The sequence below is a fragment of the Actinocrinis sp. genome (genome assembly GCF_035938995.1).
GTDB lineage: Bacteria > Actinomycetota > Actinomycetes > Streptomycetales > Catenulisporaceae > DASZGI01.
In genome coordinates this window covers 1-14415 of sequence record NZ_DASZGI010000138.1, presented here as the reverse complement: position 1 = coordinate 14415, position 14415 = coordinate 1, and the positions used below count along the sequence as shown (strand labels likewise).

Sequence of the window (14415 nt, the reverse complement as noted above, 5' to 3'; positions counted from 1 at the left end):
AACCCGGTTATCCATCCCGCAACCCGGTTGATCCAACCCACCGAAACAGGCAACTGACGCCACCGTTCCCGAACCCGGCAAACCAGCCCGGTCACCGCACTGTCTAGTCAGCCGCGAGGTACACGCGCTGCGCGGCGAGGCCGAACACCGACTCCGACTCCGCGGAGCCCGCGGCGAAGCCGCAGCGGGCGAGAAGGTCCGCGGCGGCGGCGGCGACCTGGTCATACGTGGCGGCGAGGGTGCACACCGGCCAGTCGGAGCCGAACATCACCCGGTTCGGGCCGAACACGTCGAGCACGTGGCGGGCGTACGGGAGCAGGTCGTCGACCGTCCAGGCGGACCAGTCGGCCTCGGTGACCATGCCGGACAGCTTGCAGGTGACGTTCGGCTCGGCGGCGAGTTCGGCGACGCCGGCGTACCAGCGCTCGTTGTCCCCTCCCGCGATCTCGGGCTTTGCGATGTGGTCGACGACGAACCTGCCGTGCGGGACCTGCCGCACCGCGCCCAGAGCGGCGTCGAGTTGCGGTGCGCGGATCAGCAGATCGTAGGCGAGGCCCGCGTCGGCGACCGCGCGCAGGCCGCGCAGGACCTCCGTCTGCAGCAGCCACCCGGGGTCCGGTTCGTCGTGGACCTGGTGGCGGATGCCGACCAGGCGCGAGCCGGCCGGGTGCGAGCCGACCAGGTGCGAGCCGGCCGGGTGCGCGCGCAGTTCGGCGAGCGTCTCGGGCAGCGCCGGATCGGCCAGGTCGGCCCAGCCGACGACCCCGGCGATCCACCCGGCGGAGCCCGCCGCCGCGAGCAGTTCCCGCGTCTCGTCGAGCGACGAGACGGTCTGCACGACGACTGTCCGGTCGATCGCGTTCTTCTCCAGATGCGGCTTGAGGTCGTCCGGAGCGAACGTGCGGCGCAGCGGATTCGCCCACGTGCCCGGTGCGTCCGGTGGATCGCTCGGTGCGGGCGTGTCCATCCACACCTGGGGGCGCACGCCGAGGTCCCACACGTGATGGTGCGCGTCGATGCGGGTCATGCGCCGACCGCCAGAAAACCCGCCTCAGTCAGCGCGGACCATAGGGTGTCCGGAATCTGCCAAGCGAACATCGCAGCATTGTCGCGTACCTCTGCGACACTGCGGCAGCCGACCAGCACGCTGGCGACCGCCGCATGGCGAAGCGGGAACTGCACCGCGGCGGCGCGCAGCGGGACCTGGAAACCGTCGCAGATCTCTTTGATCGCCAGAGCCCGGCCAAGCAGGTCGTCACTCGCCGGTGCGTAGTCGAACGGCGCGCCGGGCTTCGGATCCGCGAGCAGACCGGAGTTGTAGACCCCGCCGACGACGACCGACGTGCCGCGGCGCTCGCACTGCGGCAGTAGGTCCGCGAGCGCGGACTGGTCCAGCAGGGTGTAGCGCCCGGCGCACAGGACGACGTCGAGGTCGAAGTCGCGCACGAGCCTCGCCAACATCGCCGACTGGTTCATGCCCGCGCCGATCGCACCGACGACGCCCTCGGCACGCAGCTCGTCCAGCGCCGCGTATCCGGATTCGTATACCTCCCGCTCGTGGTCGTCCGGGTCGTGCAGCAGCGCGACGTCGACCCGGTCCACACCGAGGCGTGTCAGCGACGCCTCGATCGACGCGCGGATGCCGTCGCGGCTGAAGTCCCAGACGCGGGCGCGGGCGGGAGTGTCGACGAAACCCTGTCCATCGACCTCCTCGCCCGGCTCGAGCGGGCGCAGCAGGCGGCCGACCTTCGTGGACAGGGTGAGGTCGGCCCGCTTGACCGGCGACTTGACCGGCGACTTGACCGGCGACTCGACCGGCGACTCGGCGAGCGCGCGGCCCAGCCGTTCCTCGGCCAGGCCCAGGCCATAGTGCGGCGCGGTGTCGATATACCCGATCCCGGCCTCGAGCGCGGCGGCGACGACTGCCGCGGCCTCCCGATCGGTCACGGCCCGAAACAGGTTGCCGAGCGGGGCGGTGCCGAGCGAGAGCGGGGTGACGGAGACGGAGGACCGGCCGAGGGCCGCCCGCGTCTCGATGCGGGGACTCACTCGGCGCTTGCCTCTCCACCCACCACGCGGGCCAGGACCAGGGCGAACAGGATGACCGCGCCGCTGATCGCCAGCTGCCAGTAGTTCGACACCTGAGCCAGGTCGATGATGTTCTGCACCAGCCCGAGCAGGATCACCCCGGACGCGGCCCCGATCATGCTGCCGCGCCCGCCCTTGAGCGACACCCCGCCGATCACGGCCGCCGCGAACACGGTGAAGATGATGCCCTCCTGGTAGCCCTGCTGGACCGTCACCGAGGAGACCCTGCCCGCCTCCATCAGTCCGCCCAGCGCGGCGAGGACCGACCCGGCGATGTAGACCCCGATCTTGATCCGGTCGACCTTGATCCCGGCCGCCCGCGCCGCCTCCGGATTGCCGCCGATCGCGTAGATCGACCGGCCGGTGCGGTGGTAGCGCAGGAACAGCCCGGTCAGCACGAAGATCGCCCCGGCGACCAGCAGCGACACCGGAACCTGGCCGACGAAGGCGCTGCCGAGGTAGGAGAACGCCGCGGGCAGCTCATACGGCCCCTGGCCGTGCACGATGCCGTTCTGCACCCCGGCCAGCAGGACGGTCATGCCGAGCGTCACGATGAAGCCGTTCAACCGCGCCTTCACGATCATCAGGCCGTTGGCGAGGCCGACCGCGGCGCCGATCGCCAGCAGGATCAGGATGCCGAGATACGGGTTGAGCCGGGCGCCCGAGCCGAACGCCAGGGTGGGCACCAGCAGCCACGCGGCGACCATCGGCGCCAGGCCATAGGTGGCCTCCAGCGACAGGTCCATGCCGCCGATCAGCAGGATCAGGCTCTCGCCGACCACCGTCACCCCGAGCGCGGACACCTGCTGCCCGACGCCGGAGACCAGGTTGTTGACGGTGAAGAACACGCTGCTCTGGCTCACCCCGACGATGAGGACGAGGACCAGGACGGGCAGCAGCGCGGCCTGCCGGATCCAGGACACCGCGGCGGGGTTGCGCCCGGCTCCGCGCGCCAGCAGCCGGGCCGCCAGGCTGTGCGGAGCCGGCGGCCCGGTGACTGCGGGCGGGGCCGGCGCCGGATCGGGCGGCGATCCGGCGCCGACGTGCGGGGGAGTGGCCGAGGTGGCCTGGTCACGGTCGCTGACGGAGCTCACGCTCGGCTTTCCTTCCGGTGCGGGTCGAGGGACACGGCGGCGTCCGAATCAGCGGCGTCCGGATCGGCGCCCAGGCCCTCGATCGCGGCGATCAGGGTCTCCCGGTCGAACGGCGGCGCCGGGGCCTGCGCCCGGCGGTACTCGGCCGCGACCGCGCCGCGGACCAGCACCACGACCCGGTCGCAGTGTTCGATGTCGTCGAGGTCGTCGGTGGCCAGCAACACCCCGGCGCCGCGCTCGGCCGCCGCGCGCAGCGCCCCGAGCAGCAGCTCCTTCGAGGCGACGTCCACCCCGCGGGTCGGGGTGATCGCGACCACCAGCTTCGGGTCGCGCGCCAGCGCCCGGGCGACCGTCACCTTCTGCTGGTTGCCACCGGACAGCTCGTCCACCGGCTGGCGAAGCGACGCCGCGGCCACCCCGAGCGCCGTGGTCAGCGGCGCGGCGGCCCGCTCTAGTGCGCGCGGGGTTAGCACGCCGCGGCCCTGGCGGGCGATGCGGTCGGTCACCGTCATGGTCGTGTTCTCGGCGATCGACAGCGGCCCGACGAAGCCTTCAGCCCGCCGGTCCTCCGGGATGTAGCCGACGCCGGCCCGCAGCGCCGAGTCCCGGCGCCCGTTGGGCAGCGGCCGTCCGGCCAGCAGCACCGTCCCGCCGTCGGCCCGGTCGGCGCCGGCGACGACCCGGCCGAGGGTGATGACGCCCGAGCTGACCAGGCCGACCACGCCCACCTGCTCGCCCGCCGCGACGTGCAGCGAGACGCCGCGCACGGCTCCGCGCGGGGAGGTGGCGGTCAGTTCACGGACCTCGAGCAGCCGCTCGGCGTCGCGAACGTCCCCGGCGCCGGACAGATCAAGGCGCGACACGGTGGCGTCGATCTCCCGGGTGGGGACCGGTCCGACCATCGCGCCGATCAGCTGGTCCCGGGTCAGCTCGCGGGTCGGCGCGGACAGCACCAGCGCGCCATCACGCAGCACCGCCACGTCGTCGCAGATGTCGAAGACCTCTTCCAGGTGGTGCGAGATGTAGAGGACCGCGACGCCGGACGCGACCAGCTGCTTGACCCGGGAGAAGAGCCGGGCCACCGCGTCGTGCTCGAGTGCCGCGGTCGGCTCGTCCAGCAGCAGGCAGCGGGTCCCGGAGGCCACCGCGCGGGCGATCTCCACCAGTTGCCGCTGCTCGACGGTCAGGCCGCGGCACGGCGCGCCGGGGTCGATCTCCAGGCCCCAGTCGTCCAGGGTCCGGCGCGCGTCGGCGTTGACGGTGCGCCAGGAAACAGAACGCCAGCCCAGCGGGCCGCGCCGCTGCGGCAGCCGGCCGAGGAAGATGTTCTCCGCCACGGTCAGGTCCGGCACCACCATCGAGTGCTGGTGCACCGTGGCGATCCGCTCCCGCCAGGCGTGCACGGCGCCCGCGGGCGGGGCCGGCCGGCCGGCGAACCGGACCTCGCCGGCGTCCGGCTGGACCAGGCCGCTGAGCACCGAGACCATGGTCGACTTGCCCGCGCCGTTGCGCCCGACCAGGCCCAGGCAGCGGCCGGGCTCCAGGGCCAGGCCGACGCCGCGCAGCGCGCGGGTCGGACCGAAGCTCTTGTGGATCCCGATCGCCTCGACCGCTGCCCCGACCTCTGTCACATGTACTCCCTTTGCTCACCTACGTGTCGGCCGATCCGGCGGTGGTCCGGCGGCTAGGAGTTGGCGCAGACTCCGCCGTGCGCCGCCCCATAGACGTTGCCCCACAGGGTGCTGTCGGTCACCGCCGTGCTCTGGAGCGAGCCGGGCAGGTTGTCCACCGGCGACTGGACCGTCAGCGTCTGCTGGGTGGCGGTGACGAAGGGCGCGACGATCGGGTCGGCGAGGTTGGTGTCCCCGTTGTACGTCACGTTCTGCAGCGTAGGCGCGCCGCCGCCGGGGTCCCCGACGTTGTGCTTGACACCCTTGGCCGCGTCGATCGCGTACTGCAGGGCGTACTGCGCGTACAGGTTGGCCGGCTGCGACTGCGCCGCGTCCAGGGAGCCGTTCTGGATGTCGCACATCTCGAATGGCACGCCGTCGTCGCTGATCAGGATCACGTGGTTGGCCGCGCCGACCTTGCCGTAGCCCTTGGACTGCAGCAGCGGGATGACGCCCGTGTCAGGGCTGCTCCACTGCGCGTAGATCGCCTTGAGCTGCGAGCCGTAGGCGTTGACCGCGTTCTGCGCGTCGCTGACCGCCGTCGCCTCGGTCCAGTTCGTCGGGTCCTTCAGCACCTTGACGCCCGGGTCGTTCTGCGCCATGCACCCCTCGAAGGCGTTGGACCGGTCCGCGCCGTTCGACGAGGACAGGTCGCCCTCCAGGTCGAGCACGTAGCCCGAGGTGACCTTGCCGGCGATGTAGGCGCAGGCGTCCTGCCCGTACAGCGTGTTCGACGCGCGCACCACCATGTACACGTGGCCGACGCCGACGATGGTGTCCACGGACACCAGCTGCACGTTGTGCGCGGCCGCGTAGGAGATCGCCGGGCCGAGGCTGGTGGCGGTCTCCGGATTGACGATGATGGCCTGCGCGCCCTGGTTGACCAGCTCCTCGATCTGCTGGTTCTGCAGCGACGCGTCCGCCTGGGCCAGCAGCGGCCCGATCAGCTGGACGCCGTCCTGCGACGCATACTGGGTCTGGTAGTTGATGTACGCGGCCCAGAACGCGGTGTTGTTGTACGTCAGCGCGACGCCGATCTTGATCTTCCCCGAGCCGGCCGTGGAGCCCGCGCCCGTGGTCGATGACTTGTGCGAACCGCAACCGGCCGCTATCAGGGCAAGGCAAGCCGCGGCGGCGGTGGTGCGCAGCGCGCGCTGCCGGCGGCGTGGGCGGTGGTCCAACGGGTCCTCCAGGTCTCGTCTTTGAGCAACCTGCGCGAACAGTGCTTAACCTGCGGCCAACATAGGTCCGATGAATGTGAGCAGTCAACGGTCGAGACGAAAACGGTATAGATCCGTGTAGCGCCAGTTCTCAGCTTCTGATGTGCTGCTTCGGGGGCACGTCGACGGGACCCCGGAACTCATTCGTTCGACTATGATCGGATCATTCGCAGTGACGCTGGCTCATCGAAATGAACTGCGCTCTTACCGGGTCGGAGCCCCGGCCGGGCGCACCCGCAGCCCGCCCATGCCGCCGTCCACGGCCAGCGCGGTCCCCGTGGTCGAGCCGGACAGCGGGCTGGCCAGGTAGGCGATCGCGTACGCGACCTCCTCGGCGTAGACCAGGCGGCCGAGCGGCTGGCGGGCCTCCAGCGCGGCGCGCTCGCGGGCCGGATCGTCCGACTGGGCCAGGAGCCGGCCGACCCACGGCGTGTCGGCGGTCCCCGGGTTCACACAGTTCACCCGGATGGCCTCACGGACGTGGTCGGCGGCCATCGACAGCGTCAGCGAGAGCACAGCGCCCTTCGTCGCGCTGTAGAGCGCGCGCTGCGGCAATCCGGCGGTGGCCGCGATCGAGCAGGTGTTGACGATCGAAGCGGCGTTTGAACGGCGCAGGTACGGCAGGGCGGCCCGACTTACCCGCACCATGCCGAACACGTTGACGTCGAAGACCCGCCGCCACTCGTCGTCCGGGTTGTCCGCGACCGTGCCGATCGCCCCGACCCCGGCGTTGTTCACCAGCACGTCCACGCCGCCGAAGGCGTCCGCGACCGCGTCGACCGCGGCGCGCACCGACGCGTCGTCGGTCACGTCGGCGGTCAGGGCCAGCCGCGAGTCCGACTTGGCCTCCTCCACCGCGCGGTCCAGCACGGCGACCCGCGCGCCGCGAGCCTCCAGCAGCTCCGCGGCCGCCGCGCCGATGCCGGAAGCGCCGCCGGTCACGATCGCGACCAGCCCGGCGAAGTCCGCCCCGGCCACCCGGTTCCCGCTGCCGTTGTCCGCCACTGAAGTGCCCTCCGTTCCGGCGCTCACAGCGCCACCGCCTCCTTGCGCGCGCGCCACACCGGCCCGTCCGGGTACGCGTACTCCCTCCGGCTGGCGGCCAGCATCTCGGCGCCGAAGCCCGGCGCGGTCGGCGCGGCGTAGCGGCCCGCGACGATCCGCACCGGGTCCACGAAGTGCTCGTGCAGGTGGTCCACGTACTCGATCACCCGGTCCGCCATCGTGCCGGTGACGGCCACATAGTCGAACATCGACAGGTGCTGCACCAGCTCGCAGAGACCTACCCCGCCCGCGTGCGGGCACACCGGCACCCCGAACTTGGCCGCCAGCAGCAGGATCGCCACGTTCTCGTTGACCCCGCCGACCCGCGCCGCGTCGATCTGCACGATGTCGACCGCCCGGGCCTGTAGCAGCTGCTTGAAGATGACCCGGTTCTGCACGTGCTCGCCGGTGGCCACCTTCACCGGGGCCACCGCCCGCCGGATCGTCGCGTGCCCGAGCACGTCGTCCGGGCTGGTCGGCTCCTCGATCCAGTAGGGGTCGAACTCGGCCAGCGCGCCCATCCAGTCGATCGCCTCGCCGATGTTCCAGCGCTGGTTCGCGTCCACCGCGATGCGCACCTGCGGCCCGACGGCGGCCCGGGCCGCCCGCATCCGCCGCACGTCGTCCTCGAGCGAGGCGCCCACCTTGAGCTTGATCTGGGTGAAGCCGGACGCCACCGCCTCGCGGGCCAGCCGGGTGACCTTCGCGTCGGCGTAGCCGAGCCAACCGGCCGAGGTCGTGTACGCCGGATAGCCGTCGCGCAGCAGGATCCGCTCGCGCTCGGCGCGGCCGGGCTGCGCGGCGGCGAGGATCTCCAGCGCCTCGTCCGGGGTGAGCGCGTCCGCGATGTACCGGAAGTCCACCAGGCCGACCAGCTGTTTGGGCGACATGTCGGCCAGCAGCTTCCACACCGGCTTGCCCGCGCGCTTGGCCGCTAGGTCCCAGGCCGCGTTCAGCACGGCGCCTATGGCCATGTGCATCACACCCTTCTCCGGGCCGAGCCAGCGCAGCTGGCTGTCGCCGACCAGCTCGGCGCTGAACCGGCCGAGGTGGCCGAGCACGTCGTCGAGCACCCGGCCGACCACGTAGGGCCGCAGCGCGCCGATCGCGGTCGCGACCACGTCGTTGCCGCGGCCGATCGTGAAGCAGAAGCCGTGTCCGTCCAGGCCGTCGTCGGCGTCCGTGCGCAGGATCACGTAGGCGGCCGAATAGTCGGGGTCCGGATTCATCGCGTCGGAGCCGTCGAGGCTGGCCGAGGTCGGGAAGCGCAGATCGAGGCAGTCGAGCGCGGTGATGCGGGCGGCGTGGGCCATACGGTGAACCCCTTCGGCGGTGGCGACCGGGAGCGGCGAGGACAGGAGATCGGCAAGCCGGTAGTCATCCGATGTATAACGCCCAGCTCTGCTCATTGTCCAGAGCGCTCCCCCGGAACACGCCCGGAGGTTCGGGAAAAGGCGGGAACACGTCAGGGTCGATTGGTCCGATGACCCCAGGTTTCCGCGTCTTCGGCGGTGCCGTAGAGTCCTCAAGTATGAAAATGATGCGCATAGGTGAACCGGGCCGGGAGCGGCCGTACGTCGTCCTGGACGAGTCCGCGGACGCAGCGTCTACGAACACCGCGTCTACTGACACCGCGTCTGCGAACACCCTGCTTCCGAACGCGGTGCTCGACGTCTCCGACCTGACCCCGGACTTCACCGGCGCGTTCTTCGCCTCGGGCGGAGTCGACCGGCTGCGCGCGGCCGTGGCGGAGCGGACCGGGCAGGGCGTCGCCCCGCCGTCCGGCGCCCGCGTCGGCGCGCCCGTCCCGCGCCCCGGCAAGATCGTCTGCATCGGCCTCAACTACGCCGACCACGCCACCGAGACCGGAGCCGCGATCCCCACCGAGCCAGTACTGTTCATGAAGGCCTCCAACACCTTCGTGGGCCCGAACGACCAGGTGCGCATCCCGCGCGGCTCGGCCAAGACCGACTACGAGGTCGAACTCGGCGTGCTGATCGGGCGGGAGTGCCGCTACCTGGACAGCGCCGAGCAGGCGCTGGCCGCCGTCGCCGGATACCTGGTGTGCAACGACGTCTCCGAGCGCGAGTTCCAGCTCGAGCGCGGCGGCCAGTGGGACAAGGGCAAGGGCTGCGAGACCTTCAACCCGGCCGGCCCCTACCTGGTCACCCCGGACGAGGCGGGCGACCCGGGCGCGCTCGACCTCTGGCTGGACGTGAACGGTCAGCGCCGGCAGACGTCGAACACCAAGAACCTGATCTTCGGGGTCGGCGAGATCATCCGGTACCTGAGCCAGTTCATGGTGCTCGAGCCCGGCGACCTGATCAACACCGGCACCCCCGCCGGAGTCGCGCTGGCCACCGGCAACCCGGACGACTACCTCAAGCCCGGCGATGTGGTGGAACTCGGCATCAGCGGCCTCGGGCGGCAGCGCCAGACGTTCGTCGCAGCTCCCTGACGCAGCGTGGTCGGCTGGGCGCGGGGCCGCCGGCGATCCCCGCTGCTGTTGCCGCCGCTGTCGGCGTCGGTGTCAGCTCGCGGTCTGTTCCCCGGCCAGCGCCCGGTAGCCGACGAAGGTGAACATCGTCGCCCCGGGGACGAGGCGGCGCGCCTGGCCGGTGTAGCGGTGCACGCCCACCGCGATCTGGCCGGGCGGGGTGATCGACTCGAGGGTGAACCCGTCCTCGGCGAACCAGTCGCAGATCGCCGGGACCAGGTCCGGCTCGCCGCGGTGCCGGGTCCACACCACCGTGCCGCCGGGTCGGCACAGCGCCGCCAGGTGCCCGATCGTGCGCTGGACGTCCCGCGCGCTGATGTTCCCGAACACCCCGCACGCCAAGACGATGTCGGCCGGTGCGAGCGACTGATACTGGTCGGTCAGCGCCGCGTCGCCGTCAACCACCCGGATCGCGGTCAGCCCGAGCTCCTCGGCCCGCTTCCGGGCGGCCGAGACGTTGTCCGGATCGAGCTCGACCAGCAAGCCGCGCACGTCACGGGCGCGCGGGTGACCGTCCAGCGCGGCGAAAAGGTCCCGGCCCTGACCCGCGCACATCGACAGCACCCAGATCTCGCCGGGCGGCGCGGCGTCCAAGGCGCGTGCGATCCGCCCGCTCACCACCTCGAGCCGCTGCGCAAGCGCCGATCCCGGGTCGTCGTACGCGTCGTGCCACGCGTGCCAGTCGTCATCCGCCATGTGGTGCACATTAGGCGAATCCGGGCGTCCCGACCACCGTCTGCCCGCGCCTGGGCCGCTTATCAGTGTTCGCAGTCGCCGAGGCGGCTCAGCGGTCGCCGTCCCGGTCCTGCTCCGCCAGGAACTGCTCGAACTGCCGGGCCAGCTCCTCGGCCGTGGGCAGCCGCGCCGCCTGTTCGGCCAGCAGGTTCGACCGCGGCGAGGCCCCGGCCACCGCGTCGTACTGCACCTCGAGGCCGTGGATCATCGAGCGCAGCTCGTCGTCGCCCTGCGTCACCTGCACGTCGATCTCGGTGGTGACCCGCTCCGCCTGCTCGTGCAGTTCCTGCGCCGGCAGCACGAGACCGGTCGCGGCCGTCACCGCCTCCAGGATCCGCACCGCCGCCGCCGGATAGGGCGAGCGGGAGATGTAGTGCGGGATCTGCGCCGCGAGCCCGAGCACCGCCCGGTTCTTCTCGCTGAGCCGGTACTCCACCAGCGCCATCGCCGAGCCCGGCACCTGCGCGCGGTCGAACCACTTCGGGTGGCCGGCCATCAGGTCCGGCCGGTTGCCGTGCGGAATGAGGGTCGTCGGCCGGGTGTGCGGCACCGCGAACGGGATCCCGTGGAAGTTGACCGCGAGCGTCACCCCGAGCTCGTCGATGACCTGCACCACCCCGGTGGCGAACTTCTCCCACTCGGTGTCCGGCTCCGGACCGTAGAGCACCAGGAACGGGGTGCCGGTCGCGTCGCGCGCCAGCCGCACCGTGATCTCCGGCGCCTCGTACTCGGCCCAGTGGTCGGTGTCGAAGGTCATGCTCGGGCGCTGGGCCCGGTAGTCGACCAGCCGGTCCGCGTCGAACCGGACCACCACCGGGTGGCCGGGCCGTGGGTCCGCCTCCGCATCCGCGCTCGGCGGCGTGTCGGCGTCACCGTCCAGCGCGAAGCTGTCGCCCAGCACGTGCTCCATGACCTGCTCGGCGGCGTGCCCGGCGTCCATGAAGCCCTCGAAGTGGTACAGGAGGACCAGCCCACCGACGCCCGTGCCTCCGGAGCCTTCCCGCCCTCTGGCCTCCGCCAGCGCGGCCATGCCCGCCTGGTCCAGCTCGTAGAGGCCCTGTGGCTCGCCCACGGTCGATCCGTCCTATTCGTTTCGTCCACGGCGTCTGCTCACCCGCGGTCCCCGCTCCGTCACCCGCCCGGCCGCGCCGCTGGTTACCAGTCTGCCAACATCCGCCGTCCCGCGCCCATTCCGTTCCTTAAGGGCCCCTGGCGCGCTCGGCGGCGATTTCGCGCTGGCGCGCGCCGCCCGATGACCGGTCAACCGCGAAGAGGCACCATTCTCCGCCGGAACCGTCGACAATGCCTCGACGACCGTTCGACGATGCGTCGACGCCCGCGCGGCATATCAGCCGTCTGTATGTGCCCGCAGCCGTTCCACGTGCCGCGCCGGACACTTCGCGAGTAGCGTCGGGGACGTCGGCGGGATCGACACAAGCCGCTCCCGCGCCCGAGCCGCACGCCGCGAAGGAGCCGTGATGGACGAAGCGCCAGCACCAGCCGAGAACCCGATGATCAGCGTGCGCGGCGAGGCCACGCTCGTCGTCGACCCGGAGATCGCCGACATCTTCGTCTCGCTCTTCGCGCAGGCGCGCGACCGGCGCGAGGCGTTCGAACGGCTGGTAAAGCGCAACGACGAGGTGCTGAGCCTGGTCCGCTCGTACGGCGACGCGATCGAGCAACTCGCCTCAGGCGGCCTGTCGGTCGTGCCCGAGCTGCGCAAGGGCCGCGACGAGAAGATCCGCTCGTACCGCGGCAGCGCGCAGGTCAACGCCACCGTCGCGGACTTCTCGGTGCTGGGCGAGCTGATCGCCCGGCTCTCCGAGCTGGAGACGGTCACGCTGAACGGTCCGTTCTGGCGGCTGCGCCGGTCCTCACCGGTGTATCGAGAGGCCCGGACTCAGGCGGTGTCCGAGGCTCTCGCACGGGCGCGCGACTACGCTGCCGCGCTCGGCTGCCGTGTCGTCGGTTTGATCGAGCTGGCCGACACCGGGATGTCCGCTCCGCCACCGCGGGCGGCGCGCCCGCGCATGGCCGCGATGGCCGCCCCCGCTGCCGGCGCCGCGCAGGCTGCGGCCGAGCCGCCGATGCTCGACCTCGAACCGCAGCAACAGACCGTTTACGCGAACGTGGAGGCCCGATTCCACGCCACGCAGCCTGATCTGGCGGCTCCGGCTGAGAGCTGAAACCGGATATTGAACGGTGCCGCGCGCGGTCAGCGTCGGGTCGGCCGTCCGACCCGGCGCACCGCCAGGCAGGCGCCGGTCAGCGACAGCGCGCTCAGACCCGCGAGCAGGCCCATGTCCTGCCCCCATGCCTGCACCGTCGGGGCGTGCGCCGGATCGCAGTTCACCATGCCCATGCCGCCGCCGGGCACCGCGGCCGACGCGTGTGCGCCGTTGCAGCCGTCGCCGAGGAGCGCGTCCAGGTTCACCGTGCCCGCAGCGGCCGAATAACCCCAGCGGGCACCGGAGAGGTAGGCCAGTTCGTCCAAGCCGGGCGTGCCGCGCACCGGAAACGCCGAGCCGCTCAGGACGAACTGGGCGAACAGGATCACCGGAAGGATGGTCAGGACCTTGTCGGCGTTGCTCGCGAGCGCGGAGACCAGAAGCCCGAGCGTCATCGCGCAGAACCCGGTCAGGCTCACCACCAGCGCGATCTCCAGGCGTCCGTTGTGCAGCACCGCCCCGTGCGCCGGCCCGCCCTGCCGTAGCAGCGCCAGATAGGTGAGGACGAAGGCTTCGACGATGGTCATCGCGCCGAGTACCAGGGTTTTGCTGAACACGTACGCGCGCGCGCCGAGGCCGACCGACCGCTCGCGCACCAGGATCGGCCGCTCCTTGACGATCTCCCGGATCGCGTTGGAGGCGCCCAGATAGCTCGCCGCCAGGATCAGCGCGAGCAGCACCGTGGTCGAGTTGGTCGCCGCCCCGCTCGTACCCGGCTTGAGGTTGTTCGTTCCGAACGCGGCGAGCATGAGCACGCCCAGGATCGGCGCCTGCGCCATCAGCAGCAGGGTGTTGCGACGGTCGGCCGAGATCAGCGAGGTGTAGCGGCGCACCAGCGTCAGCAGCTGCCGGATGCCGTGCGGGTTTGCGCCGCGCGCCTCGGGTTGCGCGGTGGCCAGTTCGAGCCGTCCGCGCTGCGCGGCGAGCGGTTCGGCGACGTACCGGCGCTCGATGTCGGTGCCGGAGAAGGCTTCGCGCGCGGAGCCCGGCGCGGCCTTGTCCAGCTGTTGGAAGACCTCCGGATACCCCGGCTGCCGGAAATAGGACAGCGTCTCGCTCGGCGGCCCGAAGTACGCCGTCTGTCCGCCCGGTGCCAGGAACAGCAGCCGGTCGCACAGGTCAAGGCTCTGGATCGAGTGCGTCACCGTCAGCACCGTGCGGCCACCGTCCGCGAGCTGCCGCAGCAACTGCATGACGCTCTTCTCGTAGCCAGGGTCCAGGCCCGAGGTCGGCTCGTCCAGGATCAACAGGGAGGGGCGGGTGAGCAGCTCGATCGCGACCGAGGTGCGTTTGCGCTGTCCGCCTGACAGCCGCTCGACCCGCACGTCGGCGCGCTGTTCGAGCCCGAGTTCCTTCATCACTTCGGTGACGCGCGCGGACCGCTCGTCGGCGGCGACGTCGTGCGGGAAGCGCAGCCGGGCGGCGTAGTCCAGGGCGGAGCGCACGGTCAGTTGTGGGTGCAGGATGTCGTCTTGCGGAACGTAGCCGATCCGGTTGCGCAGTTCCGCGAACGCGCCATACACGTCGCGGCCGTTATAGAGCACAGACCCGTGATCCGCGGGCCGGAACCCCGTCAGCGCCTTGAGCAGTGTCGATTTGCCGGCACCCGTCGGCCCCAGCACCGCGAGGAACTGGCCCCCTTCCAGCGCGAAGCTGACCCCCTCCAGCAGGCGCCGCTTGCCGGCCTGCACCCGCAGGTCGAGCGCCGCGAACGTCGCCTCGCCGATGTCCACGTACTCTTCGAGCGTGCCGTGGCGCAGGCGCAGCAGCGTGTGCCCGACCGCGACGAGCGAACCTTCGGCGACCCGCATGCGTCCGGTGACCAGGCGCCCGTCGACG

Annotated in this window: 12 protein-coding genes; 2 read left to right on the top strand and 10 right to left on the bottom strand. The window is 71.6% G+C overall.

Annotated elements, in window-relative coordinates; translation table 11 throughout:
• Positions 1-103: 103 nt before the first annotated feature.
• From VGZ32_RS09245 to VGZ32_RS09215, 7 genes are all read right to left on the bottom strand, one after another.
• Positions 104-1027: an amidohydrolase family protein gene (locus VGZ32_RS09245; protein WP_326885478.1), complete on the bottom strand. Its 924-nt coding sequence runs from the start codon at positions 1025-1027 to the stop codon at positions 104-106.
• Positions 1024-2049, bottom strand: coding sequence for an aldo/keto reductase (locus VGZ32_RS09240; protein WP_326885477.1), 1026 nt, complete (start codon positions 2047-2049; stop codon positions 1024-1026). The genes VGZ32_RS09245 and VGZ32_RS09240 overlap by 4 nt, the downstream gene beginning before the upstream one ends.
• The gene (locus tag VGZ32_RS09235) at positions 2046-3182 is read right to left on the bottom strand and encodes an ABC transporter permease (protein WP_326885476.1); all 1137 of its coding nucleotides are present in this window, start codon (positions 3180-3182) and stop codon (positions 2046-2048) included. Before VGZ32_RS09235 ends, VGZ32_RS09240 begins: the two co-directional genes overlap by 4 nt.
• A complete protein-coding gene (locus VGZ32_RS09230) occupies positions 3179-4813 on the bottom strand; it encodes a sugar ABC transporter ATP-binding protein (protein WP_326885475.1) in 1635 nt (544 codons plus the stop codon). Before VGZ32_RS09230 ends, VGZ32_RS09235 begins: the two co-directional genes overlap by 4 nt.
• Before the next feature lie 53 nt (positions 4814-4866).
• Positions 4867-6033 (bottom strand): sugar ABC transporter substrate-binding protein, encoded by a 1167-nt coding sequence (locus tag VGZ32_RS09225; protein ID WP_326885474.1) that lies wholly within the window; start codon positions 6031-6033, stop codon positions 4867-4869.
• A gap of 243 nt (positions 6034-6276) precedes the next feature.
• On the bottom strand, positions 6277-7050 hold the full coding sequence (locus tag VGZ32_RS09220) for an SDR family NAD(P)-dependent oxidoreductase (RefSeq protein WP_349263544.1): 774 nt from the start codon (positions 7048-7050) through the stop codon (positions 6277-6279).
• A 50-nt stretch (positions 7051-7100) separates the two neighbouring features.
• A complete protein-coding gene (locus VGZ32_RS09215) occupies positions 7101-8429 on the bottom strand; it encodes an enolase C-terminal domain-like protein (RefSeq protein WP_326885472.1) in 1329 nt (442 codons plus the stop codon).
• 218 nt (positions 8430-8647) lie between these two features.
• Between VGZ32_RS09215 and VGZ32_RS09210 the strand changes: the two genes are divergently transcribed.
• The gene (locus VGZ32_RS09210) at positions 8648-9574 is read left to right on the top strand and encodes a fumarylacetoacetate hydrolase family protein (protein WP_349263543.1); all 927 of its coding nucleotides are present in this window, start codon (positions 8648-8650) and stop codon (positions 9572-9574) included.
• A 72-nt stretch (positions 9575-9646) separates the two neighbouring features.
• Here VGZ32_RS09210 and VGZ32_RS09205 read toward each other — a convergent pair whose 3' ends face one another.
• The gene (locus VGZ32_RS09205) at positions 9647-10309 is read right to left on the bottom strand and encodes a class I SAM-dependent methyltransferase (RefSeq protein WP_326885470.1); all 663 of its coding nucleotides are present in this window, start codon (positions 10307-10309) and stop codon (positions 9647-9649) included.
• Between the two features lie 88 nt (positions 10310-10397).
• Positions 10398-11420 (bottom strand): PAC2 family protein, encoded by a 1023-nt coding sequence (locus VGZ32_RS09200; protein WP_326885469.1) that lies wholly within the window; start codon positions 11418-11420, stop codon positions 10398-10400.
• A gap of 406 nt (positions 11421-11826) precedes the next feature.
• Here VGZ32_RS09200 and VGZ32_RS09195 point away from each other — a divergent pair, with 406 nt between their 5' ends.
• Positions 11827-12534, top strand: coding sequence for an SIMPL domain-containing protein (locus tag VGZ32_RS09195; RefSeq protein WP_326885468.1), 708 nt, complete (start codon positions 11827-11829; stop codon positions 12532-12534).
• 29 nt (positions 12535-12563) lie between these two features.
• On the opposite strand, the gene VGZ32_RS09190 is transcribed toward VGZ32_RS09195, so the two are convergent.
• On the bottom strand, positions 12564-14415 hold a 1852-nt coding region (locus VGZ32_RS09190; protein WP_326885467.1), incomplete at its 5' end, for an ATP-binding cassette domain-containing protein.

Bases quoted from the DNA above. Each gene is read 5' to 3' on its own strand.
- VGZ32_RS09245 (WP_326885478.1), bottom strand. From the start codon at position 1,027: ATGACCCGCATCGACGCGCACCATCACGTGTGGGACCTCGGCGTGCGC.
- VGZ32_RS09215 (WP_326885472.1), bottom strand. From the start codon at position 8,429: ATGGCCCACGCCGCCCGCATCACCGCGCTCGACTGCCTCGATCTGCGC.
- VGZ32_RS09210 (WP_349263543.1), top strand. From the start codon at position 8,648: ATGAAAATGATGCGCATAGGTGAACCGGGCCGGGAGCGGCCGTACGTC.
- VGZ32_RS09205 (WP_326885470.1), bottom strand. From the start codon at position 10,309: ATGGCGGATGACGACTGGCACGCGTGGCACGACGCGTACGACGACCCG.
- VGZ32_RS09195 (WP_326885468.1), top strand. From the start codon at position 11,827: ATGGACGAAGCGCCAGCACCAGCCGAGAACCCGATGATCAGCGTGCGC.